Origin of the sequence: Micromonospora sp. URMC 103 (assembly GCF_051386435.1) — a bacterium.
Classification (GTDB): domain Bacteria; phylum Actinomycetota; class Actinomycetes; order Mycobacteriales; family Micromonosporaceae; genus Micromonospora.
In genome coordinates this window covers 1,924,508-1,950,679 of sequence record NZ_JBPQTR010000004.1, presented here as the reverse complement: position 1 = coordinate 1,950,679, position 26,172 = coordinate 1,924,508, and the positions used below count along the sequence as shown (strand labels likewise).

Below are 26,172 nucleotides of genomic sequence, written 5' to 3'. Positions count from 1 at the left end.
GTCATCGCCCTCTGTCCGCGGTCTTGGTGCGGCGCTGGTCGAGCCACAGCCGTTGCAGCATGTGCCAATCCTCTGGATGCCGGGCGACGCCCACCGCGAGTTCGTCGGCGATCCGCTGGGTGAGCGCCCGGACCCGCTGGTCGAGCGGGCCCTCGTCGGGGCCGGGCACCGGCACCGGGCCCTCGATGGACGCGCACGCCCGGTCCGGCTCGAACCACAGGGAGGCCACGTAGAGGGGCGCACCGGTGCGCAGGGCCAGCAGGGCCGGCCCGGCCGGCATCCGGGTCCGGGAGCCGAAGAAGTCCACCTCGACGCCGCGGGCGGAGAGGTCCCGGTCGGCGAGCAGCGGCACCACGGCACCGGCCCGCAGCCGGTCGACGAGCACGTCGAACGCGGGCCGTGGGCCGCCGCGGTTGGGAAGGATCTCCATGCCGAGAGCCTCCCGGAAGACGACGAAACGCTCGAACACGCCGTCGGGCAGCCGCTCGGCGACCGTGGTGATCGGCCAGCCGTTCGCGGCCACCCAGGCGCCCGCGGCATCCCAGTTGCCGGCGTGCGGCAACGCGACGACGGCGCCCCGCCCGGCCGCCACGGCTGCCGCCAGCTCCTCCTCGCCGTCCAGCCGGAAGGCGGCCAGGATCTGCTCGCGGTTGAGCGAGGGCAGCCGGAACGCCTCCATCCAGTACCGGGCGTACGAGCGCAGGCCCCGACGGACCAGCTCGTCCAGCTCCGCCTCGGGCACGTCCGGTCCGACCACCCGGCGCAGGTTGGCGCGCAGTCGGGCCGTGGCGCCGCCGCCCCGGCGGTGGACGTGGTCCGCCCCGGCCCGGAACGCCGCGGCCACGATGGGCCGCGGCAACGCGCGGGCCACCCGCCAGCCGGCGACGTAGCCGAGCTCGGTGAGGTTCACCCGTTTCCGCCCGGTGGCGGGAGCTGGCGGGCCTGCCGGTACACGTGCACCATGCGCTGCCCGACCGTGAAGATCGACACGGCGGCGAGCAGCCACAGCGCGATCTGCAGCGCGAGGTCGACGCCCAGGCCGGTGAGCAGGCCGCCGACGCCCACGATCAGCAGCCGCTCGGTGCGCTCGGCGACACCCACGTTGGCGGTCATGCCGAGCCCCTCGGCGCGGGCCTTCACGTAGGAGACCAGGCTGCCGGCGGCCAGGCAGAGCAGCGCGGCCGCCACGCCCGCGTGGTCGCCCTGCGTTGCCAGCCAGTACGCGACCGCGCCGAAGACGGCGCTGTCGGCGACCCGGTCCATGCTCGAGTCGAGGAACGCCCCGAACCGGGTCGAGCCGCCGCTCATCCGGGCCATCGTGCCGTCGAGCAGGTCGGTGAGCGCGAAGACCGTGACGATCAGCGCGCCGGCGACCAGCTGGCCGCGGGCGCCGAAGCCGAGGGCGCCGACCAGCACGCCGACGGTGCCGGTCACGGTGACCGCGTTGGGGGTGACGCCCGCCCGAAGCAGGCCGCGCGCGAGCGGCTCGACGACACGGGTCATCCCCGCGCGGGCCGACACTTGGAAGATCTTCGCCATGGCGGTCCCACGATAACGGTCCCCGGAGGTGCGGCGGTACGGCCGGTCAGCGTGGAGGCCGCGCGGAGGCTTGTGCGCGCCCCGCAACGGGTGTGAGATCGGGTGAGGAGAGTGACCCAGCTCACCCGCCCACCCGTCCGAGTTCCCGTTGTGCAGCAGTCCACCGGAGGATATCGCCGCGCACTCGCCCCGGGCCGCTTCCCCGTCACGCGCGGCGGTCGCCACCACCACCGGCTGAGGGAGGTGCGCCCGATGGCGCAGAAAAGTCAGGAGAAGGGTGTCACCGGCGGCGCGCCGGTGGTGACCGAGCCCGGCAGGGTTCGCAACGTGGTGCTCGTCGGGCACTCCGGTGCGGGCAAGACCACGCTGGTCGAGGCGCTGCTCGCGGCGACCGGCACGGTCGGTCGCGCCGGCACGGTCACCGAGGGCACCACGGTGTGCGACCACGACCCGGCCGCCGTACGCCAGCAGCGGTCGGTGAGCCTCGCGTGCGCGCCGCTGCTGCACGACGGCGTCAAGGTCAACCTCCTCGACACCCCCGGTTACGCCGACTTCGTGGGCGAGTTGCGCGCCGGGCTGCGGGCCGCCGACGCGGCGCTGTTCGTCGTCTCCGCCACCGACGGGATGGACGCGGCCACCGCGGCGCTGTGGGAGGAGTGCGCCGCCGTCGACATGCCCCGGGCCGTCGCGGTCTCCCGGCTCGACCACCCCCGCGCCGACTTCGACGAGGCCGTGGCGCTGTGCCAGCGGGTCTTCGGCGACAACGTGCTCCCGCTCTACCTGCCGATGCTCGGCGACGACGGCGTCTCCACCGTCGGCCTGCTCGGGCTCATCACGCGCCGCGTCTTCGACTACACCGCGGGGCTGCCCGCCGACGTCCGGGAACCGGACCCCGAGCACCTGCCCGCCATCGCGGAGTCCCGCAACGAGCTGATCGAGGGGATCATCGCCGAGAGCGAGGACGAGTCGCTCATGGACCGCTACCTCGGTGGCGAGGAGATCGGCACCGACGTGCTCATCGACGACCTGGAGAAGGCCGTGGCGCGCGGCCACTTCTACCCGGTGGTGCCGGTCTGCGCCGAGACCGGCGTCGGCCTGGACGCGCTGCTCGAGGTGCTCACCGCCGCGTTCCCGTCACCGCTGGAGCACGACCTGCCCGCCGTGAGCGGCGTCGACGGCACGCCGCGCCCGCCGCTGACCTGCGACCCCGACGGGCCCCTCGTGGCCGAGGTCGTGAAGACCACCGTCGACCGGCACGTGGGGCGGGTCTCCCTGGTGCGGGTCTTCTCCGGCACCCTGCGCCCCGAGCAGACCGTGCACGTCTCCGGGCACGGCATGGCCGAACGCGGGCACCCCGACCACGACGCCGACGAGCGGGTGGGGCACATCTACACCCCGCTGGGCGCGACCCTGCGCGAGGTGCCGGCCTGCGTGGCGGGCGACATCTGCGCCATCACCAAGTCGGGCAGCGCGGAGACCGGCGACACGATCTCCGCCAAGGACGAGCCGCTGCTCATCGCGCCGTGGGAGATGCCCGAGCCGCTGCTGCCCGTGGCCATCGTGGCGAAGAGCCGGTCCGACGAGGACGCCCTGGCCCGCAACCTGGCCCGGCTGGTGGCCGGCGACCCGACCCTGCGGCTCGAACGCAACGCGGAGACCCACCAGCTCGTGCTCTGGTGCATGGGCGAGGCCCACGCCGACGTCGTGCTGGACCGGCTGCGCGCCGGTGGCGTCGAGCTGGACACCGAACCGGTGCGGGTGGCGCTGCGGGAGACGTTCACGAACCGGGCCAGGGGGCACGGCCGGCACGTCAAGCAGTCCGGCGGCCACGGCCAGTACGCCGTCTGCGACATCGAGGTCGAGCCGCTGCCGCGCGGCGCCGGCTTCGAGTTCGTCGACCGGGTCGTCGGCGGCGCCGTCCCGCACAACTACATCCCGTCGGTGGAGAAGGGCGTACGGGCGCAGATGGAGCGCGGCCTCGTCGCCGGCTACCCGGTGGTGGACCTGCGCGTCACCCTCTTCGACGGCAAGGCGCACAGCGTCGACTCCTCCGACGCCGCCTTCCAGACCGCCGGCGCGCTCGCCCTGCGGGACGCGGCCGAAAAGGGGCAGCCGACCCTGCTGGAACCCGTCGACGAGGTGACGATCCGGGTCCCGGACTCCGCGGTCGGCGCCGTGATGGGCGACCTCTCCGGACGGCGGGGCCGGGTGCTCGGCACGGAGCCGGACCCGGACGGCGAGGGGCGCACCCTCGTCCGCGCCGAGGTGCCCGCCACCGAGCTGCTCCGCTACGCCGTCGAGCTGCGGTCGATGACCGCCGGCACCGGCACCTTCCGGCGCGCCTTCGTCCGCCACGATCCCGTGCCCGCGCACCTCGCCGACCAGATCCGCAAGGAGCACGCGACGCACGGCTGACGGTCCCGCCCGTCGCGCTCGACCCGCGCCCCACCCTCCCGCGGTCGATCATGCAGTTGTGGTGCCCGTTGTCTCCACTCTCGCCCTTTTCGCGGGGAGCCACAACTGCATGATCGACGAGGCGGGGGGTGGGGGCGGGGGGCGGGGTGGCGGGGCGGGTTTGGTCAGGGGTGGGTTGCGGGGAGTTTCGGGGCGGGCCAGCGGGGGTGGTCGGCGTCGCGCCGTGCGGCGGCACGCAGGGCCGCGAGCTGCCGTTCCACCTCGGCGAACTGGTCCGGTGCCAGCGGCCCCCGGTTAAGCGCCGCGGCGTTCTCCTCCACCTGCGCGACGGTGCGGCAACCGGGGATCGGGATCGTCCGGCCGCTGCGCGCCCAGATCCAGCCGAGCGCGCCCTGCGCCAGGGTGCGCCCGTCCGCGGTCAGCGCCCCGCGTACGGCGGCGACCCGGCGCAGCCACTCCGGCGCCGGGCGCCCGCCGCGGAACCACTCGAGCCAGCCCGGGGCGAGACCGCGTACGTCGTCGCGGGGCAGCGTGGACGTGGCCGCGTACTTGCCGGTCAGCAGCCCCATCGCGAGCGGCCCACGGTTGACGCTGGCCAGGTCGTGCTTCTCGCACACCCCGAGCATCTCGGGAGCGTCCCGGAGCACGGAGAGGGCGTGCTGCACGGCGGTCGCCCCGGCCGCGTCGTGGGCGAAGGCGGCGGCCCGGTCGGGGCGGTCGGTGCTCCAGCCGTACGACCGGATCAGCCCCTCGGCGACGAGGTCCTCCAGTGTGCCGATCAGCGCCTCGGCCCGGGGCAGCGGCAGGTCGGCGAGGTGCAGCTGGTACAGGTCGATCCGGTCGGTGTCCAGGCGGCGCAGGGAGGCGGTGACGGCCCGGCGCAGGTACGCGGGCGAGGCGTCCTCGCCGGTGGCCTGTCGGGTCGCCTCGTCGAACGTGTAGCCCCACTTCGTGGCGATCACGGCCTCGTCCCGGCGGCCGGCGAGAGCGCGGCCGAGCACCCGCTCACTGTGCCCCGCCCCGTACGTGTCGGCGGTGTCGAACAGCGTGACGCCCAGGTCGAGAGCACGGCGTACGGCCCGTACCGACTCGTCGTCGTCGACGGCGCCCCAGCCCAGCGGCTGGCTCCCCTCCGCCCACGGGCCGCCGATGGCCCAGCACCCCATGCCCAGGCCACTGACCTCGATGCCGCTGCGCCCCAACGTCCGCGTCATGACTGCCATCGGCCGATCGTGCCACCTCGAGTCCGCTCAACCGCAACAACGCCGGGACCCACGCCCTCCCCGCCCCCCCGCCCCCTTCCCGCCCCTCGCACCGGTGATCATGAAGTTATTGCCCGAAGGCACGGCGTGTCCCAGCAATAACTTCATGATCACCGCGCGGACTCCCGCCCCGGGGGGGGGGGGGGGGGGGGGACGGGCGCGGGGGACGGTGCGGGGCGGGTTCCGGCCGGTGGGGCATGATCGAGCCGTGCGGCGGCTCGGGGTGGACATCGGCGGCGTGATCATCGAACCGGCGGACGACGACGCGGACACGTCGTTCTTCGGCGCGCACTATCTGCGTACGCCTCAGGTGGCCGGGGCGTTCGAGGCGCTCGCCACGCTGGCCGCCGACGTCGACGAGGTGCACCTCGTGAGCAAGTGCGGCGAGGACACCGAGCGGCGGACCCGCGAGTGGCTCGCCCACCACGGGTTCCACGACCGCACGGGCATACCGGTGGACCGGCTGCACTTCTGCCGCACCCGTGCGGCGAAGGCGCCCATCGCCCGCCGGCTCGGGCTGACCCATTTCGTCGACGACAGGCTCGAGGTGCTCGGCTACCTGGAGACGGTTCCGCACCGCTACCTGTTCCGCGGCCGGCCCGCCGAGGTGGCCGCGCACGCCGCGCACCTGGCGGGCGTACACCGGGTCGGGAGCTGGCCGGAAGTCGTGAGCGCGCTGCGCCGCACCTGACCGGCGGCGCGGACGCGTCGCGGGGCGCGGAGGCCGGTCGCGGCGGCGGGTGGAGACCCGCCGGTCAGGACGGCCAGGCGCGGGCCAGCAGGTCGCGGGTGTCGGTGAGCAACTGCGGGAGAACCTTGGTCCGCCCGATGACCGGCATGAAGTTGGCGTCGCCACCCCAGCGCGGCACCACGTGCTGGTGCAGGTGGGCGGCGATGCCGGCCCCGGCCACCCCGCCCTGGTTCATGCCGAGGTTGAAGCCGTGCGCGTTGCTGACCTTGCGTACGACGCGCATGGCGGTCTGGGTGAACGCGGCCAGCTCGGCGGTCTCCGGGCCGTCCAGCTCGGTGTAGTCGGCCACGTGCCGGTACGGGCAGACCAGCAGGTGGCCCGGGTTGTACGGGTAGAGGTTGAGCACCGCGTAGACGCTCTCGCCGCGCGCCACCACGAGGCTCTCGTCCGGGGGCAGCTTCGGGGCGCGGCAGAACGGGCAGCCGGTCGGCTTCTCGTAGCCCTCGGCGGGGCGGTCCTCGCCGGAGATGTAGGTCATCCGGTGCGGTGTCCAGAGCCGCTCCAGGCCGTCGGCCATCCCACCGCTGTCCGTGTGCCGTTCCGCCCCATCCACGCAGGCGATCCTACGGACCCGCCCGGGCGCCGGCGACGGCTGCCACGGGGCGCGCTTCCCGCGACCGGAATGTCGGCTGTTCAGGAACGCGTCAAATGGAAGTTGTTGACGGGCCAACGTCCGAAGCTGAAACTTCTATTCATTCATGTACTTCCATGAAGCGATGGAGGCTTCTGTGTTCCGACGCATCGGCACCTTTCTCGCGGCCCTCGCGCTGACCGTCGTCAGCTCCGTGGTCGGCATCACCGTCACCAGCAGCGCGGCGCACGCCGACGGCTGTTACACCTGGGGGCGCACCCTGTCGGACGGGATGACCGGCGAGGACGTCCGGCAGTTGCAGATCCGGGTCTCCGGATACCCGGGCTACGGGGCGGTGCTCACCATCGACGGCGCGTACGGGCCGGCCACGCGGGCGGCCGTGCAGCGCTTCCAGCAGGCGTACGGGCTGTCGGCGGACGGCATCGCCGGCCCGCAGACGTTCACCAAGATCTACGCCCTGCAGGACGACGACTGCACCCCGGTCAACTTCAGCTACGCCGAACTCAACGACTGCAACAGCGACTGGTCCGGCGGCGCGGTGTCGGCGAGCACGGCCCGCTACAACGCCCGGGTGGCCATGTGGAAACTCCAGGCCATGCGGCACGCGCTCGGTGACCAGCAGATCGTCGTGACCAGCGCCTTCCGCAGCTACGCCTGCAACAACGCGGTCGGCGGGTCGTCGACCAGCCGGCACCTCTACGGCGACGCCGTGGACCTCGGGGCGGGGCCGCACTCCCTGTGCCGGCTCGCCCAGCAGGCCCGCAACCACGGCTTCAACGAGATCCTCGGCCCCGGGTACCCGGACCACAACGACCACACCCACGTCGCGCACAAGTCGAGCCGGACCTGGTCGGCGCCGAACTGCGGCATCTGACCCGCCGCCGGCCCGGCGCCGGTGATCGTGCCCGAACACGGAAGTAGTGGCCTCCCCGCGTCGCGGAGGCCACTACTTCACGGATCGTGCGCGATCATGACCCGGACGGCCACGACCGGGCGGCCACGACCGCCGGCCGGCCCGACCGGCGGTCGCGGCCGACCGCCGGGCGGCTACTCGGCGGCGGCGGACGGGCCGGAGTTGGTGCGGGAGCCCACCACGTCGAGAACGTGCGCCACGGCCTCCGGGATCGGCACCCCGTTGCGCTGGGAGCCGTCGCGGTAGCGGAACGACACGGTGCCCGCCGCGACGTCGTCGTCACCGGCGATCACCATGAACGGGATCTTCTGCTGCTGCGCGGTGCGGATCTTCTTCTGCATCCGGTCGTCACCCGCGTCGACCTGCGCGCGGATGCCCTCGGCCCGCAGCGCCGCCACGAAGCCGTGCAGGTAGTCGGTGTGGTCCTCGCGGATCGGGATGCCCACCACCTGCACCGGGGCGAGCCAGGCCGGGAACGCGCCCGCGTAGTGCTCGGTGAGCACACCGAAGAAACGCTCGATCGAGCCGAACAGCGCCCGGTGGATCATCACGGGCCGCTGCCGGGTGCCGTCGGCGGCCTGGTACTCCAGCCCGAACCGCGCCGGCTGGTTGAAGTCGACCTGGATCGTCGACATCTGCCAGGTCCGCCCGATGGCGTCCTTGGCCTGCACCGAGATCTTCGGCCCGTAGAAGGCCGCCCCGCCCGGGTCGGGCACCAGTTCGAGGCCCGACTGCTCGGCGGCGCTGCGCAGCGCCTCGGTGGCCTCCGCCCAGTCCTCGTCCGCGCCGATGAACTTCGGCGAGTCGTCCCGGGTGGACAGCTCCAGGTAGAAGTCGTCGAGGCCGTAGTCCCGCAGCAGGTCGAGCACGAAGGTGAGCAGGGTGACCAGCTCGCCGGCCATCTGCTCCCGGGTGCAGTAGATGTGCGAGTCGTCCATGGTGAGGCCGCGTACCCGGGTCAGGCCGTGCACCACGCCGGACTTCTCGTACCGGTAGACGGTGCCGAACTCGAACAGCCGCAGCGGCAGCTCCCGGTAGGACCGCCCGCGCGCCTTGAAGACCAGGTTGTGCATCGGGCAGTTCATCGGCTTGAGGAAGTACTCCGCGCCCTCGAGCTGCATGGGCGGGAACATGGTGTCCGCGTAGTAGGGCAGGTGACCCGAGGTCTCGAAGAGGTGCCCCTTCGTGATGTGCGGCGTGTTCACGAACTCGTAGCCCGCGTCCTCGTGCCGGCGGCGCGAGTAGTTCTCCATCTCCCGGCGGATGATGCCGCCCTTGGGATGGAAGACCGCGAGGCCCGAGCCGATCTCGTCGGGGAAGCTGAACAGGTCGAGGTCCACGCCGAGCTTGCGGTGGTCGCGCCGGGCGGCCTCCTCCAGCAGCTTCAGGTACGCCTTCAGCTCGTCCCGCGTCGGCCACGCGGTGCCGTAGACCCGCTGGAGCTGCGGGTTCTTCTCCGATCCGCGCCAGTACGCGGCCGCCGAGCGCATCAGCTTGAACGCACCGATGAGCCGGGTGTTCGGCAGGTGCGGCCCGCGGCAGAGGTCCGACCAGCAGACCTTCTCCTCGTTCGCCGCGAGGTTGTCGTAGATGGTCAGCTCGCCGCCGCCCACCTCCATCACCTCGGAGGAGTCGAGCCCCTCCCCCTTGACGTCGATGAGCTCCAGCTTGAACGGCTCGGCGGCCAGCTCGGCCCGCGCCTCGTCCAGGCTGCCGAACCGGCGCCGCCGGAACCGCTGCCCGGACTTGATGATCTCCTGCATCCGCTTCTCGAGCTTCGCGAGGTCGTCCGGCTGGAACGGCTTGTCCACGGCGAAGTCGTAGTAGAAGCCGTTCTCGATGGGCGGCCCGATGCCGAGCTTGGCCTCGGGGAAGACGTCCTGGACGGCCTGGGCGAGCACGTGCGCCGTGGAGTGGCGCAGCACGTTCAGCCCGTCCGGCGAGTCGATGGCGACCGGCTCGACCTCGGTGTCGGCCGCCGGCCGCCAGTCCAGGTCGTGCAGCGCGCCCTCGCGGTCGCGAACCACCACGATCGCCTTCGGGCCGGTCAGGGGCAGCTCCGCCGCGGCCACCGCGTCGGCCGCCGTCGTCCCGGCGGCGACGACGACGGGGTCGGCCACGGCGGGGGTACGGGGTGCGGACACGGTGACTCCTCACGAGAAAGACGGCACGAGCGGGCCGGTGCGGCCCCCGCCGATGCTATCGGTCGCCCTCGCCGCCCCGACCGCCGACGCCTCGGCCACGGAGACGCGTCCCGCCGCCGTTGAACCTTTCGCGCCCGGAAGCCGAACTACCCGGTGCGGCCGGAGACCGGTGCCGGCCCCGTGGACACGGATGGGGACGCGACATGGCGAGAACCCGAGGCGACCGTCGACGCCGAGTGGGAGGGGTCGTCGCCCTGGTCGGGGCCGCGGTGCTGGGCTGGCCCGGCACCGCGTACGCGGCCGGGGTGACGACCACACCGAGCGAGGCCCGGCGGGGCGACGCCGTACGGCTGGAGTTCGTGGTGCCCGAGGAGCGGCCCGGCACGCGGACGCGCCAGATCGAGGTCCAGTTGCCGCCGGACTCCCCGATCGCCGAGGTGTACCCGATGTCGGTGCCCGGCTGGGCGCCCCGGATCAGCTCCCGCACGTTGGCAACGCCGGTGGCCGGCCTCCACGCGTCCGGGGTGAGCACGGCCACCACCGCGGTGACCTGGATCCGGGTGGGCGAGGCGGAGCCCGGCCCGGCCCGGCTGTCGCTGTCCATGGGCCCGCTGCCCGACACCGACCGGATCGCCTTCCCGGTGATCCAGACGTACGTCGACGGCACCGTGGTGCGGTGGACCGGGCCGGCCGGGTCGCACCCGGCGCCCGTACTCACCCTGCTGCCGGCCGCCGGTCCGGCGGGTGCGGCGGCCGGCCACGCGGGTCACGGTGGCGCCCCGGGTGCGGCGGACGCCGGCGCCCCCGCAGGCCCGGCGGCCGACGCCGGCCCGTTGGCCGGAGACGCGGCCGGCGGCGGGAACGCGGACGCCCTGCTGGCCGCGGGCCTGCTCGCCGGGCTCGGCGGCGGGGCGGCCATCGGCTGGCTCGCGAGCCGCTGGCGCCGCCGCTCCCCCACCACCGCCACCGCCACCGCCACCGCCACCGCCGACACTGTTGATCATGAAGTTGTTGCCGCGACACGCCGTGGCCGGGGGCAATAACTTCATGATCGACGCGCCGGGCGGGGGCCGGGCCAGAGCCGGGGGCGGGTGGTCAGGGGGTCCAGGTGGGTAGGGGTTCGCGGGCGGTGAGCCAGTCGGTCGGGACCCCGCCAGGGGTGCCCACGCCGGTGTACGCGGCCACGATCCCGCCCACGATGGCGGCCGTCGTGTCCACGTCCCCGCCCGCGGCCACGCACTCCCGGATCGCGGCCGGGTAGTCGTGCAGGTGGGTGGCGGCCACCCAGAGCGTGAAGCCCACGGTGTCCTGCGCGGTCACCCGGGAGCCGTTGCCGAGCGCCGCGACCACCCGTGGCAGCGGGTGACCGAGCAGCTCGGCCGCCCGGCGTACGCGCCGGTGCACCTCGCTCGCCGGGTCCACCGCGCCCGCCACCCCCGCGAGGAGACGGTCGGCCGCCGGCCGGTCCCCGTCGAGCCGGCCCCGGGCGGCCGTCGCGGCGGCCACGGCCACCGCCACCGCCCCGGCGATCCCCTCCGGGTGCGCGTGGGTCACCTCCGCCGACGCGCGCGCCTCGAGTGCCGCCCGGGTGGGCGAGTCGGCGAAGTACGCCCCGAGGGGCGCCACCCGCATGGCCGCGCCGTTGCCGCAGGAGCCCTGCCCGTCGAACGCGGACGCCGCGGCGACCGGCCAGGGGGTGCCGGTGCGGATGAGTCGCAGGATCGTGACGGCCCCCGGCCCGTACCCCCGGTAGGGCTCGGCGCGGTCGGCGAAGGCGAGCGCCAGCCGGTCCCGGTCGACCCGGCCCGACTCGGCCAGCTCGGCCACCACGGAACACGCCATCTCGGTGTCGTCGGTCCACTCCCACGGCGGCGGCGGGAGCGACCCGGCGGCCAGGTCGGCCGGGTGCCGGCCCGGTACGAAGTACTGGGAGCCGAGCGCGTCGCCGACGGAGAGGCCCGCGAGGCTGTCCCGGGCGAGCGCCAGGCGGGCGTCGGCGAAGAGCGTGAAGGACATCGTCGTACCAGCTTGCCCGGTTCCCCGGTGCACCGCAACGCGATCAACTTGCCACGCCAAGTACCGTCTTGGGGTGGCCACCGTCCTCCTGGTCGAAGACGATCACGTCGTACGCGGCGCGATGCTGCGATCCCTCGCCGACCGGGGGCACGCGGTGCACGCCGTCGGCACGGCGCTGGACGCGCTGCGCCGGGTGGCCGCCGAGACCCCGGACCTCGTGGTGCTCGACCTCGGCCTGCCCGACCTGGACGGTTCGGACGCGCTGCGGATGCTGCGCGGCATCACCGACGTCCCGATCATCATCGCCACCGCCCGCGACGACGAGCAGTCGGTCGTACGCCTGCTGCGCGCGGGCGCCGACGACTACATGGTGAAGCCGTTCACGGGCGCCCACCTCGACGCCCGGATCACGACGGTGCTGCGCCGGGCCGGCCGGGCCAGCCGCGCCGTCCAGCCGGCCGTCCACGTGGTCGGCGGCCTCCGGGTGGACGTCGGGGAGCGCAGCGCCCACCTCGACGGGGAGCCCCTGGCGCTGACCCGCAAGGAATTCGACCTGTTGGCGTATCTCGCCGCACGTCCCGGGCGGGTAGTGTCCCGCCGGGAGCTCTTGGAGGAGGTATGGCGGCAGCCATCGGTCGGCGAGGATCAGACCATCGACGTTCACCTGTACTGGTTACGCCGCAAAATGGGCGAGTCCGCGGCGAAGCCGCGCTACCTGCGCACCGTGCGGGGGGTCGGCTTCCGGCTGGTGGCGCCGGACTGAGGGGTTCGCTGGCGCGCCTCACGGCCGGCGTCTGCGCCGTGGTGGCGCTCGCCTTCCTCGTCCCGCTCGCGCTCAGCCTCGGCGACCGTACGCGTGAGGAAGCGATCGCCGACGCGGCGCGGCGCAGCGCGCTGGTCACCGGCGCGCTCGCGGTCAGCACCGAGCCGGCGGTGATCGAGCGGGCGGTGGCGGCCAGCGGTGGCGACGGCGGCGCGCGTCCGGTGGTCCACGGCCTCGACGTCGACGCGGGCGCCGGCCGGGCCGCCGGCGCCGACCTCGACCGGGCGCGGGCGGAGCGGCGTTCCGTCGTCGCGGACGTGGACGGTGGCGTGGTCCGGCTGGACCCCGTGGTGCTCGGCGACCGGGTGGCGGTGGTCGAGGTCTTCGTGCCCGACGCCGTCCTGGGAGCGGGCGGCAGCACCCGCTGGCTGCTGCTCGGGGCGGTCGCCGCGGTCCTGGTGGGCGCGGCGGTCGTGGTGGTCGACCGGGTCGCCACCCGGACGGTGGACGCCACCCGCGGGCTCGTCCAGGGGGCGCTCGCGATCGGCGAGGGCGACCTCGCGGTCCGGGTGGAGCCGAGCGGGCCGCGCGAGCTGGCCGAGGCCGGGCACGCGTTCAACCGGATGGCCGAGAGCCTCGTGGCCGCCCGCGCCGACGAACGCGAGCTGGTCGCCGACCTGTCGCACCGGCTGCGTACGCCGTTGACGGCGCTCCGCCTCGACGCGGAGGCGCTGGAGTCCGACGACACGAGCATCGGCACGTTCAGCGAGGCCGAGCTGGACCGCCGGCGCGGGATCCGGCGGATCCGGCAGGCGATCGTCACGCTCGAGGGCGAGGTCGACGTCCTCATCAAGACGACCCGCAAGGCGGTCACCCACGACACCGGGCCGGCGACCTGCGACGTCAGCGAGGTGGTCCGGGACCGGATGGTGTTCTGGTCGGCGCTCGCCGGCGACCAGCAACGGCCGCACCGGGTGGTCGGGGCGCAGCTGCGCATCCCGGCGCCGGTGCCCCGCGCCGAGCTGGCGGCCGCGCTGGATGCCGTGATCGGCAACGTGTTCCGCTACACCCCCCAGGGCACCGCGTTCGAGGTCGCCGTGTCCCGCCGGGACGGGTACGTGGCGATCCGCATCGACGACGCGGGCCCCGGCATCGCCGACCCGGACCGGGCGTTGCGCCGCGGCGCCAGCGACCAGGGTTCCACCGGCCTCGGGCTGGACATCGCGAAGCGGGTCGCCCTGCAGGCCAGCGGGTCGGTGAGCATCGACCGCGCCCGCATGGGCGGGGCGAGCGTCGTGATGCTGCTCGCCGACCCGGACGCGACGCCCCGGCCGGTCAACCGGTTCGGCCTGGTCGGGCGGATGGCGCGGGAGGCCCGCGAGCAGAAGGGCGCCGGCCGCCGCTGGCCCCGGCAGCGCCCCGGCGACCGCTGAATCCGGCGCCCGGTTGTGGCCCGGCGCAAGTCTTCCTTAGATCCGGATTAACGGCGCGGCCGCCCGGCCGGGCGACTGGGAGGATCTAGGCACGAACCCATCAGTTCCACCGGTGAGCGCACCGAAGTATCCATTCACCGGTGGGGCCGTGCGCGCGGCGGGAGATCGGTCCCCCCACACCAGCTCCCGCCGCGCGCCCACCCCCTTCGACCCCGCGGGTCAGCTCCGGGCGGCGGCCAGGTACGCGTCGATCTCCGCGACGATGCGCTCCTTGCCCGCCGGGTCGAGGAACGAGGCGTTCACCGCGTCCCGGGCCAGCGCCGCGATCCCCTCCGGGCCCACGCCGAGCAGCCGGGCGGCCACCGCGTACTCGTCGTTCAAGGTGGTGCCGAACATCGGCGGGTCGTCGGAGTTGACGGTGACGAGCACGCCGGCCTCGACCAGTCGCGGCAGCGGGTGCTCGTCGAGGCTGGCCACGGCGCGCGTACGGACGTTCGAGGTGGGGCAGACCTCGAGGGCGATCCGCCGCTCGGCCAGGTACGCCATCAGCTCGGGGTCGTCCGCGGCCGCGATGCCGTGCCCGATCCGCTCCGCCCCGAGGTCGCGCAGCGCGTCCCAGACGGTCTGCGGGCCGGTGGTCTCGCCGGCGTGCGGCACCGAGCGCAGCCCCGCCGCCCGCGCCTGGTCGAAGTACGGCTTGAACTGCGGCCGCGGCACGCCGATCTCCGGCCCGCCCAGGCCGAAGCTGACAAGCCCGTCGGGGTGTTCCTCCAGCGCGATGCGCAGCGTCTCCTCGGCCGAGGCGAGGCCGGCCTCGCCCGGGATGTCGAAGCACCAGCGCAGCTCGATGCCGAAGTCGGCCTCGGCGCGCTTGCGGGCGTCCTCGATCGCCTCGCAGAACGCCGGTGCGGGAATGCCCCGCCGGACGTGGGAGTAGGGGGTGATGGTCAGCTCCGCGTACCGGACCTGCTGACGGGCCAGCTCCCGGGCCACCTCGTGGGTGAGGATCCAGACGTCCTCCTGGTCGCGGATCAGGTCCACGACGCTGAGGTACACCTCGATGAAGTGGGCGAAGTCGCGGAACTCGAAGTAGTCGGCCAGCGCCGCCGGGTCGGCCGGCACCGGGGTCCGCCCCTCGTGGCGGGCGGCCAGTTCGGCGACGATCCGGGGCGACGCGGAGCCCACGTGGTGCACGTGCAGCTCCACCTTGGGCAGTCCGGCGATGAAGGTGGACAGGTCGGTCACAGGTTCTCCTCGGCACGGGCGCCGGTGCGGGCGACCACGAAGACGCGGCGGAACGGGAAGTACACCTGGCCGTCCCGGGCCGGGTACGCCTCGGCGAGGCGTACCTCCAGCTCGGCCCGGAAGTCGGCCCACCGCGCCCCGTCCAGCGTGGCGCGGACCGGGCGCAGCGCGGTCCCCTCCATCCAGCGGAGCACGGGGTGCGCGGCGCCGGCGTCGGCCGGGAGCAGGTGCACGTACGTAGTCTCCCAGGCGTCCACGGCGCAGCCCGCGTCGGTCAGCAGCGTCGCGTACCCGGCCGGGTCGTCGACGGGGGCCTCGCGCAGCAGCGGCAGGAGGTCGGCGCGCCACGCGGGCCGGCCCGCGACCTCCCGCAGCGCCCGGTGCGACGGCGCGTCGAAGTTCCCCGGCACCTGCATGGCGAGCCAGGCGCCGGACGGCAGCTCCCGGGCCCAGCGCCGCAGCAGCTCCCGGTGCTCGGGCACCCACTGGAGCACGGCGTTGGTCACCACCACGTCGACGTCCGGGGTGGGCCGCCAGTCGCGTACGTCACCGACGGCGAACTCGACCGGCGCGCCCAGCGCGACGGCTCGCGCGATCATCTCCGGCGAGGAGTCGAGCCCCACGAGCCGGCTGGCCGGCCACCGTGCGGCGAGCGTGGCGGTGAGCTGGCCGGGCCCGCAGCCGAGGTCGACCACCGTGCGCGGGGTTCCGGCCGCGACGCGGGCCACCAGGTCGTGGAACGGCCGGGACCGCTCGTCGTCGTAACGCAGGTATGTGGCCGGATCCCACATGACCGCCTCCCAAACCGTACGTTCGTTTTGTTTACCGTACGGGCGTCGGACCGCGCTCGCAAGCGGGTCTAGGCTCGCTGTCATGGAGCAGCGCACCTTTGCCCGCCTCGGGCGGACCGTCGGCGTCATGGGCCTCGGCGCCTGGCAGCTCGGCGCCGACTGGGGCACGGTCACCGAGGACGACGCCATGGCGGTCCTGGCCGCCGCCGTGGACGCCGGAGTGACCTTTCTCGACACCGCCGACGTGTACGGCGACGGCCGCAGCGAGCAGCTCATCGGCCGCTTCCTGCGCTCCCGCCCCGGCGCCGGCCTCACCGTGGCCACCAAGATGGGCCGACGGGTCGAGCAACGGCCGGAGGGGTACACCCTCGCCCACTTCCGCGAGTGGATTGACCGGTCCCGCGCGAACCTCGGCGTGGACACCCTGGACCTCGTCCAGCTGCACTGCCCGCCCACCGCCGTCTTCGCCGACGACGCCGTCTTCGACGCGCTCGACACACTGGTCGCCGAGAAGGCGATCGCCGGGTACGGGGTGAGCGTCGAAACCACCGACCAGGCGCTCACCGCGATCGCCCGGCCCGGCGTGGCGAGCGTCCAGATCATCCTCAACGCGCTGCGGCACAAGCCCCTCGACCGCGTCCTGCCCGCCGCCGCGGCGGCCGGCGTGGGCATCATCGCCCGGGTGCCGCTGGCCAGCGGCCTGCTCTCCGGCCGCTACGACGAGCACACCACCTTCCCGGCGGACGACCACCGCACCTTCAACCGTCACGGTGAGGCCTTCGACGTCGGCGAGACGTTCTCCGGCGTCGACTTCGACCTGGGGCTCGCGGCCGTACGCCGACTGTCGCCACTGGTCGGTCCGGGCCGCACGATGGCGCAGTTCGCGCTGCGCTGGGTGCTGGACCAGCCCGGTGTGACCGTCGTGATCCCCGGCGCGCGGGACGCCGGGCAGGCCCGGGGCAACGTCGCGGCCGCGGACCTGCCGCCGCTCACGCCGCAGGAGCTGACCGCCGTCCGCGAGGTCTACGACGAGCTGATCCGCCCGCGGGTGCACGACCGGTGGTGACCCGCCCGCCCCGGGTCCTCGCCGCGGCGCGCCGGTCGGGCCATGCTGGAGGTCCGGGGCGCCGCGAAGGGGGTACGCCGTGAGGGGCTGGTTCCTGCTCACGCTCGGCCTGCTGGCCGTGGTGGTCGGTGCCGTCTGGACGGTCCAGGGGCTGGGCTTCGTCGAGGGCAGCGTGATGACCGGCCAGCGGATCTGGGTGGTGGTCGGCCCGGTGGTGTCGCTGGCCGGCCTGGTGACGCTCGGCGTCGGGTTGCGTACCCGCCGCCGGCGTCCCTGACCGGTTGTCGGGCAAACGGAAAGCCCCGCATCCCGGGCGGGATACGGGGCTCCATTGTTGATCCGGAGGTGGATCAGCCCGGTGGCCGGCGGGCCGCCGGCCGGCACTGCTCAGAGGGGGCGGACCTGCTCAGCCTGCGGGCCCTTCTGCCCCTGAGCGATCTCGAACTCCACCCGCTGGTTCTCCTCCAGCGTGCGGTAGCCGCTGGTCTGGATGGCCGAGAAGTGGACGAACACGTCAGCACCCCCGCCGTCGACGGTGATGAAGCCGAAGCCCTTGTCAGCGTTGAACCACTTCACGGTTCCCTGCGCCATGTGTATCTCCTTCTAAAACTGGCGGCCGAGCACGCTGCGGCCGATTGGCCGTTTTCGAGCAGCGGCGCCTGAGGCGGCCCCCGGTGAAGGAGACTTCTCTCAACCCACGCCATCTCTCAACAGCGGGGAACAGCAAACCACGTACGCAAAAACTCTGCACAGCCTACCCGACGAAATTCTCCGACATGTGACCTGACGGATGCATGAGATCCTCTGGGTGGCTGGTCCCCGACCGTGCGAAAGGCCCCCTTACCGTCGATGCGGCAAGGGGGCCCGGCAGGCACGTCCGTCAGTCCGGCCAGCGGCCGGTGAGCCGTCGTACGCCGACCGCGCCACCCCGGTCGACCGCGGCCCGGACGACCGAGAAGATCGCGCCCTGCAACGCGGCGGCCGCCAGGATCTCGCCCCAGCCGCGGTCCTCGTCGGTGGCGTTGGGCGCCTCGCCATCCCCGGCGGTCACCTTCCAGACCTGCCGGAAGATCGCGCCCGCGAGTGCACCGGCGGCGATACCCAGCAGTACGCCCATCGGCTTGTAGGCGGCCCGGTTGATGGCCTTGCTCACCTGCGCCTCCCTCGAACGATCAGCAGCACGATCATCGTAGCGACGGCCCCGGCCGCGACGGCCGCCCACGGCGCCGGGTTGCGTCGGACGAGCTCGCTCTGCTGCGACATGTCGGCGCGGGCCAGCCCGGCCATCTCCGCGGCCTGGCCGCGCACCCGGGCGATGGTGTGCGCGGCCTGGGCCCGCATCCGCTGCCGGGCCTGGTCGGCCGACTCCTTGAGGCGGGCCTTCACGTCGGCCTTGGCGGCCAACAGCTCCATCGTCTCGCCGAGCTCGACCCGGGTGCGCCGGATCTCCTCCCGCAGCGCCTCGGTGTCGCCGCGGCCGTTGCCCGTCATGACCGTCCCCTGTCCTTCACCGCGGCCGCGACGGTGTCCACGTCCGCCCGTACGCTGCGGACGGTCGCCTCCGGAATGGGCGGGACCGCGCGGCTGACCTGCTGCTTGCCGACCAGCGCCAGGATGCCGGCGAGCAGGAACAGGCCGACCGCGATCAGCAGTGCGGCGGCCCACGCCGGTAGCACCAGGTCCAGCAGCAGAATGGCGGTGACGACCAGCGCACCGAGGCCGTAGAACGCCAGTGCCCCGCCGCCGCCGAAGAGGCCGATGCCGATCCCGGCGTGCTTGCCCTTGCGGGTCAACTCCGCCCGGGCCAGCGCGAGCTCGTCCCGCACCAGGCGGGAGATCTGCTCGGTGGCCCGCTGCACCAGCTCGGCGGTGGAGGGCTCGCTCCCGTTGCGGGATGTGCGGGCGTTCGCCACGTCAGCCATGCTGTCCTCCTTTCGTCATCACCGCGCTGTATGCCCGGAGTCGCCGCTCGTCAATCCTCTGCGTGGTCCGCCGGACCTGCGGAGAGACGTCCGGCAGCACGTCCCCCGGAACAGGCCGGTCAAACCTCCCGGATCGGGCGAGTCATCGCAGCGGCCGCTCCGGCCCCCGGAACAGAGAACGCCGCCACCGGCCGGCAGGACACGTCCGTGATCGACCCCGGAACGCCGGGAAGGCCGCAACCGGGCGCGGGCGACAGCGCCCGTCCGGGCGGGGCGGCGGTCAGCGGCGCGACGGCGCGGGTTCGTCGGGACCGACGAACGCCTCGCTGCGGGCGTCGCCGTCGTCGCTGCCGCCGAAGAGCCGGGCGTCGTCGGGCACGTCGCCGTCGGCGAGCCGCCGGGCCGGGCGGCGCGGCCGCACCCACTGCCACGGCAGGTCGCCGCCCGCGTCGCCCAACTCGGTGCGGATCCGGGGCATCGCGGTGGGCCGCTGGTCGCGTACCCAGGCCACCAGGTGCTCGCGGACGAGGCAGCGCAGGTCCCAGAGGCTGCCCGCGTCGGCGGCGCTCACCAGCGCCCGGATGCGGACGGTGCCGCCGGTCGCGTCGGTCACCTGGAGCACGCAGACCCGGCCGTCCCACAGGTCGGTGCTCTCCACGAGGCGGCGCAGCTCCTCCCGCATGGCCTGCACCGGGACGGCCCAGTCGACGTCGAACTCGGCGGTGCCGAGCACGGCGGCCTCGGTCCGCGTCCAGTTCTGGAACGGTGTGCTGGTGAAGTACGACGTGGGCAGGATCAGCCGGCGGTCGTCCCAGATCTGCACCACCACGTAGCTGAGGGTCAGCTCCTCGATGCGCCCCCACTCCCCCTCGACGACGACGACGTCGTCGAGCCGCACCGCGTCGCTGAAGGCGAGCTGAAGACCGGCGAAGACGTTGCCGAGCAGGCTCTGCGCGGCCAGCGCGGCCACCACGCCGACCACACCGGCGCTGGTCAGCACCCCGGCGCCGATGCCCCGCACGCTCGGGAAGGTCATGAGCATGACGCCCAGGGTCAGGATCACGATGATCGCGATGGTCAGCCGGCGCAGCATCACCACCTGGGTGCGGACGCGGCGGGCGTGCCGGTTGTCCGGCACGTCGACCCGGAACCGGGCGAGCGCGGTGTCCTCGACCACGACCAGCAGCGCGGCGACCAGCCAGGCGACGCTCGCGATGACCGCGAGCACCAGGACGTGCAGCAGCGCCTGCCGCCACGGGGTGCCGACCCCGTAACCGGTGGTGAACCGGGCCGCGAACTGGACGGCCAGCACGGTGGCGGCCGCCTGGAAGGGGCGGTGCGCGTGCTCGGTGAGCTCGGTCATCAGTCGCGAGCGGCGCCCGAGCCGGCGGGTCACCCGGTGGACCACCGCGGCGACGAAGAGAGCGGTCGCCGCCGCGGCGAGCGCGGCGGCGACCGTTTCGAGGTAGTTCTGCACGATGTTCTCCCTCGGACCGGGCAGGACGAGTTCGGGCAAAACACCCATGGTGCCGGGTGTCGCCGCCGTCGGCCAGGTCAGACCTTGCGGTATCGGGACTGGAGGAAGCAGAAGACACCGAACGCCGCGATGCCGAGGGCGACGAGGGTCAACAGCAGGCCGCCGTAGGACTGCTCGCGCAGCGTCCGCAGCGCGGCGTCCAGGCCACGGGCCTTCTCCGGGTCGTAGGTGAGCGCGGCCAGCACGACCAGCACGCCCGCGATGCCGTACGCGATCCCCTTGGCCACGTAGCCCGCGATCCCCAGCCGGCGGGCTAGCCGGTGGGTGCCCGGGCTCATCTCACCGGTCTTCAGGTGCTTCTCGAAGCGCTTGACGAGGCCGTAGATCACGAGCCCGACGCCGATCGCCGCGAGGACGACGCCGGCGAGGCCGACGAGCCACCGCCCGCCCGAGGACTCCATGGCACGACCGGTGAGCGCCTCCTGCTGGTCGGCGCTGTTCGAGCTCGCGTCCGAGAAGACCTTGTACGCCGTCCACGCGAAGTAGAGGTAGACCAGCGTCCGGCCCAGCGAGGCGAGCCGCTCCCACGTCCGTTCCCGGCCGCGCTCCGCGCGATGCCCGACAACCGCCTCCAGCGCCTGCCAGATCGCCATGGCGAGCAGCCCGACGGCGGTCGCCACGACCAGGACCTTGCCCAGCGGCTGGGCGGCGAGCGTACGCAGGGCGCCGGACTGGTCGCCGTCGTCGGCGGACCTGCCGAACGCGATCTGCAGCGCCAACCAGGCGAAGAGCAGGTGCACGATCCCGTAGCCGATGAAGCCGGCCCGGGCGAGGAGTTCCAACCACCGGCTGTCGGCGGTGCGGGAGGCGGTGGCTCCGGCGCTGCGGGTCAGTGACATGCGGTCACAATCTCCGCCCGCCGTGATCCTCAAACGTGGGCCACCGCCGGCCCCGCGCCCGTCAGCCGTTGGCGTTGGCCGAGACCCGCACCTTGACCTGCTGGTCGGTCACGCTGTCGAGCGTGACCGAGACACCGCCCACCTCGGCGGCCTGCTGCCCGCTCGTCAGGGTGAGCTGCTCGCCGGCGACCTCGACCGTCACCTGGTCGCCCTCCACGCCGACCAGCTTGGCGTCGACCCCCAGGATCGTCGCGCTGGCGTCGACGCCACGCTCGAAGGTGACCGTGCAGGCGTTGATGCCGCAGTCGGTGGAGGCGCCCTCGGAGCTGCAACCGGCCAGCACGGCGACGCCGAGCGCCAGGCCGGCCAGCACGCCGGCGGCGCGGCGGGTGGGGGTCAGCGGGGAGTTACCGGGTCGGTTCGTCACCTCGACAAGGGTACGAGACGCCCGCCACGGTGCCCGGCGGCGACGGCGGTAGGGTCGGCGGCATGCCGTTCGACATCAACCGGGTCCGGGCCGGCTACCCCGCCCTGGCCGAGGGTTTCGTCCACTTCGACGGTGCCGGGGGCACCCAGACCGCCGCGCCGGTGATCGACGCGGTCGCCGGCGCGATGCGTGCCGCCTCCGGCAACCGCAGCACGGCCTTCCGGCCCGGCCAGCGGTCGCTGGAACTGGTGGCGGAGGCCCGCTCGGCGGTGGCCGACCTGGTCGGCGGCGACCCGGCCGGTGTGGTGCTCGGGCCGAGCGCGACCGCGCTGCTCTACACCCTTGCCCGCACGCTCGGCGCGGGCTGGCGCCCCGGCGACGAGGTGGTGCTCTCGCGGCTCGACCACGACGCGAACGTACGGCCCTGGGTGCAGGCGGCCGAGGCCGCCGGGGCCACCGTCCGCTGGGCGGAGTTCGACCGCGACACCGGTGAGCTGCCCGCCGACCAGTACGCCGACCTGGTCACCGAGCGCACCCGGCTGGTCGCCGTGACGGCCGGCAGCAACGCCATCGGGACGGTCCCGGACGTGCCGGCCATCGCCAAGGTCGCGCACGCCGCCGGCGCGCTGGTCTGCGTCGACGGGGTGCACGCGGTGCCGCACGCCCCCACCGATCTCGCCTCGCTCGGCGCGGACGTGCTGGTCACGAGCGCGTACAAGTGGTCCGGGCCGCACCTGGCCGCCATGGTGGGCGACCCGCGGTGGTGGGCGACGCTGCGCCCCGCGAAGCTGATCCCGTCGTCGGACGCGGTGCCGGAGCGCTTCGAGTACGGCACGCCGAGCTTTCCGCTGCTCGCCGGCGTGGCCGCCGCGGTGGACCACCTGGCGGGGCTCGACCCGGAGGCCACCGGGGACCGGCGGGCCCGGGTCCGGGCCGGGCTGACGGCCGCCCAGGCGCACGAGGAGGCCCTGTTCGACCGGCTGCTCGCCGGCCTCGCCGCACGGGACGCGATCACCGTCTACGGCTCGCCGGCGCGGCGCTGGCCGACCGTCTCCTTCCGGGTCGCGGGGATGGCCCCGGCGCGCACCCAGGCGGCCCTCGGCGCGGCCGGTTTCTGCCTCACGGCCGGCGACTACTACGCCTACGAGTACTTCACGGGCATGGGCCTGCGGGACAGCGGTGGCGCGGTGCGGGCCAGCATCTACCACTACAACACGGCCGACGAGGTGGACCGCTTGCTCGCCGAACTCGACCGCGTGGTCGCCGCCGGGTAGACAATGGCCGGGTGAGCAGCCTGGTCGAGGACAATCCGGCCGAGCGCCGGTTCGAGATCCTGGTCGACGACGCGCTCGCCGGGTTCGCGGCGTACGAGCAGCCGCAGGGCGAGGTGCTGGTCTTCACGCACACCGAGGTGGACCCCCGCTTCCGGGACATGGGCGTCGGGGCGGAGCTGATCCGCCGCACGCTCGACGAGGTGCGCGACCGCGGCGGCCGGGTGGTGCCGCAGTGCCGGTTCATGGCGGGCTTCATCGACCGCCACCCCGAGTACGCCGCCCTCGTGACCGACCGGCCCTGATCCGTCAGCGGGATCGGGTCAGCGGGCGCCGGTCAGCAGCTCGGCGACGGCTCGCCCGGCGGCGCGGGTCGCGCCGTGCGTGGCCACGTGCACGGCGCCGGTGACCAGCTCGGGCACCCCCAGCTCGACCACGACCGCGTCCGGGCGGGCGGCCAGCGCGCGGGTCACGGCGGCCCGCATCCAGTCGTGCCGGTGCAGGTCGCGGACGACCAGCACCACCGGGCGGCCGTCGGCCCCGGCGGTCGGGTCGGCCGGCACGTCGGGTGCGGCGTACCGCCGGCTCATGGTGCCGGGCAGCAGCTCGGAGAGCGGCGCGCCCACCCCCCACGGGGTCTCCGCCCCGATCGCGATGTTGCGGGGCGGCTCGAACTCCACCACGTACGCCGGCCGGGTCAGCGGCAGCGCGGCGGCGCCGGTGACGCGCAGCGCGCGCCGGGCGGCGGCCATCCCGACGGGCGAGGCGTCGGCCGGCAGGCCGTCGCGTACGGCTCCCGCCTCGCGGGCGGCGGCCGTCCATTCGGCCAGCTGTCCCACCCGCTTGGCCGCCTCGGCGAGCCGTTCCTCGGGCAGCTCGCCGGCGACCACGGCGGCCGCGATGGCGTCCCGCAGCTCACGGGCGGCCCCCTCGTCCGCCCGTTCCCCGCCGATGCAGATCGCGTCGGCGCCCGCGGCGAGCGCGCGGACGGCGGCGCCCGCGAAGCCGTACCGGTCGGCGACCGCCCGCATCTCCACCGCGTCGGTGACCACCACGCCGGAGAAGCCCAGCTCGTCGCGGAGCAGGCCGCCCAGGATGCGGGGGCTCAGGGTGGCGGGCAGCTCGGGGTCGAGCGCCGGCACCAGCAGGTGGCCCGTCATGACCGCCTGCACCCCGGCGGCCACCGCGGCCCGGAACGGCGCCAGTTCGGTGGCGTCCAGCCGGTCCCGGTCGGCGGTGATGACGGGCAGGTCGTGGTGCGAGTCGACCCGGGTGTCGCCGTGCCCCGGGAAGTGCTTGGCGCAGGCGGCGACCCCGCCGGCCTGGAGCCCGCGGACCCACGCGGCGGTGTGCCGGGCCACCAGGGCCGGGTCGGCGCCGAAGGAGCGGACGCCGATCACCGGGTTGGCCGGGTTGGAGTTCACGTCGGCGTCCGGCGCGTAGTCCAGGGTGATGCCGAGGCTCGCGAGGTCGGCGCCGAGGTCGCGGGCCACCTCCTCGGTGAGGTCCGGGTCGTCCACCGCGCCGAGGGCGAAGTTGCCGGGCCGGGAGCTGCCCCGGCGCGACTCGATCCGGGTGACGTCGCCGGCCTCCTCGTCGATGGCCACGATGACGTCGGGCCGCTCCGCGCGCAGCGTCGCGGTGAGCGCGGCGACCTGCGCGTCGTCGACCACGTTGCGGGCGAACAGCACCACGGATCCGAGCCCCTCGCCGAGCCAGCGGCAGACCCACGGTGGTGGCGTGGTGCCCACGAACCCGGGTTGCAGGACGGCGGCCGCGAGCGCGGTCAGGTGGCCCCGGGGCACGCTCATGCCGCCGCCTCCGGCCGCCCGGCGCCACCCGGCGCCCGCCCCCCGTGCCCGACCGTCCGCTCGCTGCGCTCGCTCATGCGGCCCCGTACCCCCACGTTCTCCGCGCCTCGCGCGCCGCCCGGGCGGGCGGTGCTGCCATGGTCACACCACGCGATCAAATAGTCAATAAACCTTACAGTTGCCCGCGGGGGCTCCCCGTGGGCAGAGTGCGGGCATGGATCCCACGTTGCTGGCCGACGCGACGAGCCCGGCCGACATCCCCGGCGTACGCCTGCTCGGCGTCGTGGTGGGCGGCCTGCTGCTGCTCGCCGCGATCCGGGCCATGTTCGGCCGCCGCTGACCGGCCGGCCCGGAGACGGACGTGACCGGCGCCGGCCGGTGTGCGGTCGCCGGTGCCGGGGTACCGCTTCCCTCGTTGACCCGGTGAGACGTCGCGAGGGGGAAGAATGAAGATCGGCTACTTCCTGTCCACTGAGGAGTACACGCCGGCCGAGCTGCTGGAGCAGGCCCGCGGCGCCGAGCGGGCCGGCTTCCAGGCGCTGTGGATCTCCGACCACTACCACCCGTGGGTCGACGCCCAGGGGCAGAGCCCCTTCGTCTGGTCGGTGATCGGCGCGCTGAGCCAGGTCTGCTCGCTGCCCGTCACCACCGCGGTCACCTGCCCCACCATGCGGATCCACCCCGCCGTGATCGCGCAGGCGGCCGCGACCAGCGCCGTGCTGCACTCCGGGCGGTTCGTGCTCGGGGTGGGCAGCGGCGAGGCCCTCAACGAGCACATCCTCGGCGACGCGTGGCCGCAGGCCGACGTCCGGCTGGAGATGCTCGAGGAGTCCATCGAGGTGCTCCGGGAGCTGTGGCGCGGCGGCTTCGTCAACCACCACGGAAAGCACTACACGGTCGAGCACGCCCGCATCTACACCCTGCCGGACGCCCCGCCGCCGATCTACATCTCCGGCTTCGGCCCCAAGGCTGTCGACCTCGCGGCCCGGCTCGGCGACGGTTACATCAGCACGATGCCGGACGCCGACCTCGTCCGCCGCTTCCGGGAGGGCGGCGGCGGCGACAAGCCGTGCCAGGCCGGGTTCAAGGCGGCGTACGCCGACAGCGAGGACGAGGGCATGCGGATCGCGTACGAGCGGTGGCCGAACTCCGGCGTGCCGGGCGAACTGTCGCAGGTGCTCCCCTCCCCGCGGCACTTCGAGCAGGCCGCGCAGCTGGTGAAGCCGGAGATGATGAAGGAGACCTTCGTCTGCGGCAACAGCGCCGAGGCGCACGTGGAGATGATCGAGCAGTACGCGAAGGCCGGCTTCGACGAGGTCTACGTGGCCAACACCGGTCCCCACTACCAGGGCCTGTTCGACCTCTACGAGCGCGAGATCCTCCCCCGCTACCGGTGACGCTCGTCGTTGCGGCAGCGGTGCGTCACACACCCGGT

The 26,172-nt window shown here is 74.1% G+C and carries 28 protein-coding genes; 12 read left to right on the top strand and 16 right to left on the bottom strand.

Annotated elements, in window-relative coordinates; all coding sequences use genetic code 11:
- Window position 1: 1 nt before the first annotated feature.
- Both ACSNOA_RS12635 and pgsA read right to left on the bottom strand, forming a co-directional pair.
- Window positions 2-910 carry a phosphatidylinositol mannoside acyltransferase gene (locus ACSNOA_RS12635; protein ID WP_436658171.1) on the bottom strand — a complete coding sequence of 303 codons (909 nt, stop codon included), beginning with the start codon at window positions 908-910 and terminating at the stop codon, window positions 2-4.
- A complete protein-coding gene (pgsA, locus tag ACSNOA_RS12630) occupies window positions 907-1,539 on the bottom strand; it encodes a phosphatidylinositol phosphate synthase (RefSeq protein ID WP_436658169.1) in 633 nt (210 codons plus the stop codon). The genes ACSNOA_RS12635 and pgsA overlap by 4 nt, the downstream gene beginning before the upstream one ends.
- A 252-nt stretch (window positions 1,540-1,791) precedes the next feature.
- Here pgsA and ACSNOA_RS12625 point away from each other — a divergent pair, with 252 nt between their 5' ends.
- Window positions 1,792-3,954 carry an elongation factor G-like protein EF-G2 gene (locus ACSNOA_RS12625; RefSeq protein WP_436658167.1) on the top strand — a complete coding sequence of 721 codons (2,163 nt, stop codon included), beginning with the start codon at window positions 1,792-1,794 and terminating at the stop codon, window positions 3,952-3,954.
- 164 nt (window positions 3,955-4,118) lie between these two features.
- Here ACSNOA_RS12625 and ACSNOA_RS12620 read toward each other — a convergent pair whose 3' ends face one another.
- Entirely contained in the window at window positions 4,119-5,177 is a 1,059-nt protein-coding gene (locus ACSNOA_RS12620; RefSeq protein ID WP_436658166.1) for an aldo/keto reductase, read from the bottom strand.
- 247 nt (window positions 5,178-5,424) lie between these two features.
- Between ACSNOA_RS12620 and ACSNOA_RS12615 the strand changes: the two genes are divergently transcribed.
- Window positions 5,425-5,907 carry a hypothetical protein gene (locus ACSNOA_RS12615; protein ID WP_436658165.1) on the top strand — a complete coding sequence of 161 codons (483 nt, stop codon included), beginning with the start codon at window positions 5,425-5,427 and terminating at the stop codon, window positions 5,905-5,907.
- Between the two features lie 64 nt (window positions 5,908-5,971).
- On the opposite strand, the gene ACSNOA_RS12610 is transcribed toward ACSNOA_RS12615, so the two are convergent.
- Entirely contained in the window at window positions 5,972-6,484 is a 513-nt protein-coding gene (locus ACSNOA_RS12610) for an HIT family protein (protein ID WP_436658393.1), read from the bottom strand.
- Window positions 6,485-6,695: 211 nt separating this feature from the next.
- Between ACSNOA_RS12610 and ACSNOA_RS12605 the strand changes: the two genes are divergently transcribed.
- Window positions 6,696-7,433, top strand: coding sequence for a D-Ala-D-Ala carboxypeptidase family metallohydrolase (locus tag ACSNOA_RS12605; RefSeq protein WP_436658163.1), 738 nt, complete (start codon window positions 6,696-6,698; stop codon window positions 7,431-7,433).
- A gap of 173 nt (window positions 7,434-7,606) precedes the next feature.
- On the opposite strand, the gene thrS is transcribed toward ACSNOA_RS12605, so the two are convergent.
- Window positions 7,607-9,616 carry a threonine--tRNA ligase gene (thrS, locus tag ACSNOA_RS12600; protein WP_436658162.1) on the bottom strand — a complete coding sequence of 670 codons (2,010 nt, stop codon included), beginning with the start codon at window positions 9,614-9,616 and terminating at the stop codon, window positions 7,607-7,609.
- A gap of 203 nt (window positions 9,617-9,819) precedes the next feature.
- Between thrS and ACSNOA_RS12595 the strand changes: the two genes are divergently transcribed.
- Window positions 9,820-10,659, top strand: a complete 840-nt coding sequence (locus ACSNOA_RS12595) for a YcnI family protein (protein WP_436658161.1) — start codon at window positions 9,820-9,822, stop codon at window positions 10,657-10,659.
- A 52-nt stretch (window positions 10,660-10,711) separates the two neighbouring features.
- Here ACSNOA_RS12595 and ACSNOA_RS12590 read toward each other — a convergent pair whose 3' ends face one another.
- Window positions 10,712-11,632, bottom strand: coding sequence for an ADP-ribosylglycohydrolase family protein (locus ACSNOA_RS12590; protein ID WP_436658160.1), 921 nt, complete (start codon window positions 11,630-11,632; stop codon window positions 10,712-10,714).
- A 73-nt stretch (window positions 11,633-11,705) separates the two neighbouring features.
- Here ACSNOA_RS12590 and ACSNOA_RS12585 point away from each other — a divergent pair, with 73 nt between their 5' ends.
- Together ACSNOA_RS12585 and ACSNOA_RS12580 are read left to right on the top strand one after the other, a co-directional pair.
- Window positions 11,706-12,395: a response regulator transcription factor gene (locus ACSNOA_RS12585; protein ID WP_120777481.1), complete on the top strand. Its 690-nt coding sequence runs from the start codon at window positions 11,706-11,708 to the stop codon at window positions 12,393-12,395.
- 8 nt (window positions 12,396-12,403) lie between these two features.
- On the top strand, window positions 12,404-13,828 hold the full coding sequence (locus tag ACSNOA_RS12580) for a HAMP domain-containing sensor histidine kinase (protein WP_436658392.1): 1,425 nt from the start codon (window positions 12,404-12,406) through the stop codon (window positions 13,826-13,828).
- 219 nt (window positions 13,829-14,047) lie between these two features.
- On the opposite strand, the gene ACSNOA_RS12575 is transcribed toward ACSNOA_RS12580, so the two are convergent.
- Both ACSNOA_RS12575 and ACSNOA_RS12570 read right to left on the bottom strand, forming a co-directional pair.
- Window positions 14,048-15,073, bottom strand: coding sequence for an adenosine deaminase (locus tag ACSNOA_RS12575; RefSeq protein WP_436658159.1), 1,026 nt, complete (start codon window positions 15,071-15,073; stop codon window positions 14,048-14,050).
- Entirely contained in the window at window positions 15,070-15,864 is a 795-nt protein-coding gene (locus ACSNOA_RS12570) for a trans-aconitate 2-methyltransferase (protein WP_436658158.1), read from the bottom strand. Before ACSNOA_RS12570 ends, ACSNOA_RS12575 begins: the two co-directional genes overlap by 4 nt.
- Window positions 15,865-15,946: 82 nt before the next feature.
- Between ACSNOA_RS12570 and ACSNOA_RS12565 the strand changes: the two genes are divergently transcribed.
- The gene (locus tag ACSNOA_RS12565; RefSeq protein WP_436658157.1) at window positions 15,947-16,930 is read left to right on the top strand and encodes an aldo/keto reductase; all 984 of its coding nucleotides are present in this window, start codon (window positions 15,947-15,949) and stop codon (window positions 16,928-16,930) included.
- A 79-nt stretch (window positions 16,931-17,009) separates the two neighbouring features.
- Window positions 17,010-17,207, top strand: a complete 198-nt coding sequence (locus ACSNOA_RS12560; RefSeq protein ID WP_436658156.1) for a hypothetical protein — start codon at window positions 17,010-17,012, stop codon at window positions 17,205-17,207.
- Window positions 17,208-17,317: 110 nt separating this feature from the next.
- Here the strand turns inward: ACSNOA_RS12560 and ACSNOA_RS12555 are convergent, their stop codons facing one another.
- The 7 genes from ACSNOA_RS12555 to ACSNOA_RS12525 form a co-directional block, all read right to left on the bottom strand.
- Window positions 17,318-17,521: a cold-shock protein gene (locus ACSNOA_RS12555; RefSeq protein WP_011905669.1), complete on the bottom strand. Its 204-nt coding sequence runs from the start codon at window positions 17,519-17,521 to the stop codon at window positions 17,318-17,320.
- A 289-nt stretch (window positions 17,522-17,810) separates the two neighbouring features.
- Entirely contained in the window at window positions 17,811-18,047 is a 237-nt protein-coding gene (locus tag ACSNOA_RS12550; protein WP_436658391.1) for a DUF4235 domain-containing protein, read from the bottom strand.
- Window positions 18,048-18,079: 32 nt separating this feature from the next.
- Complete coding sequence (locus tag ACSNOA_RS12545; protein ID WP_436658155.1) at window positions 18,080-18,421, bottom strand: DUF3618 domain-containing protein; 342 nt, start codon at window positions 18,419-18,421, stop codon at window positions 18,080-18,082.
- Window positions 18,418-18,852, bottom strand: coding sequence for a phage holin family protein (locus ACSNOA_RS12540; RefSeq protein ID WP_436658154.1), 435 nt, complete (start codon window positions 18,850-18,852; stop codon window positions 18,418-18,420). The genes ACSNOA_RS12545 and ACSNOA_RS12540 overlap by 4 nt, the downstream gene beginning before the upstream one ends.
- 280 nt (window positions 18,853-19,132) lie before the next feature.
- On the bottom strand, window positions 19,133-20,329 hold the full coding sequence (locus ACSNOA_RS12535; RefSeq protein ID WP_436658390.1) for a mechanosensitive ion channel family protein: 1,197 nt from the start codon (window positions 20,327-20,329) through the stop codon (window positions 19,133-19,135).
- A gap of 77 nt (window positions 20,330-20,406) precedes the next feature.
- A complete protein-coding gene (locus tag ACSNOA_RS12530; RefSeq protein WP_436658153.1) occupies window positions 20,407-21,228 on the bottom strand; it encodes a DUF1206 domain-containing protein in 822 nt (273 codons plus the stop codon).
- A gap of 61 nt (window positions 21,229-21,289) precedes the next feature.
- On the bottom strand, window positions 21,290-21,655 hold the full coding sequence (locus ACSNOA_RS12525; RefSeq protein ID WP_436658152.1) for a hypothetical protein: 366 nt from the start codon (window positions 21,653-21,655) through the stop codon (window positions 21,290-21,292).
- A gap of 62 nt (window positions 21,656-21,717) precedes the next feature.
- Between ACSNOA_RS12525 and ACSNOA_RS12520 the strand changes: the two genes are divergently transcribed.
- A complete protein-coding gene (locus tag ACSNOA_RS12520) occupies window positions 21,718-22,929 on the top strand; it encodes a cysteine desulfurase-like protein (RefSeq protein ID WP_436658151.1) in 1,212 nt (403 codons plus the stop codon).
- A gap of 11 nt (window positions 22,930-22,940) precedes the next feature.
- Window positions 22,941-23,231: a GNAT family N-acetyltransferase gene (locus ACSNOA_RS12515; RefSeq protein ID WP_436658150.1), complete on the top strand. Its 291-nt coding sequence runs from the start codon at window positions 22,941-22,943 to the stop codon at window positions 23,229-23,231.
- Window positions 23,232-23,249: 18 nt separating this feature from the next.
- On the opposite strand, the gene ACSNOA_RS12510 is transcribed toward ACSNOA_RS12515, so the two are convergent.
- On the bottom strand, window positions 23,250-24,737 hold the full coding sequence (locus ACSNOA_RS12510; protein ID WP_436658149.1) for a glycoside hydrolase family 3 protein: 1,488 nt from the start codon (window positions 24,735-24,737) through the stop codon (window positions 23,250-23,252).
- 214 nt (window positions 24,738-24,951) lie between these two features.
- On the opposite strand from ACSNOA_RS12510, the gene ACSNOA_RS12505 reads away from it, so the two are divergent.
- Window positions 24,952-25,077 carry a hypothetical protein gene (locus ACSNOA_RS12505; protein WP_358173477.1) on the top strand — a complete coding sequence of 42 codons (126 nt, stop codon included), beginning with the start codon at window positions 24,952-24,954 and terminating at the stop codon, window positions 25,075-25,077.
- A 106-nt stretch (window positions 25,078-25,183) separates the two neighbouring features.
- A complete protein-coding gene (locus ACSNOA_RS12500; protein ID WP_436658148.1) occupies window positions 25,184-26,134 on the top strand; it encodes a TIGR03557 family F420-dependent LLM class oxidoreductase in 951 nt (316 codons plus the stop codon).
- Window positions 26,135-26,172: the final 38 nt, after the last annotated feature.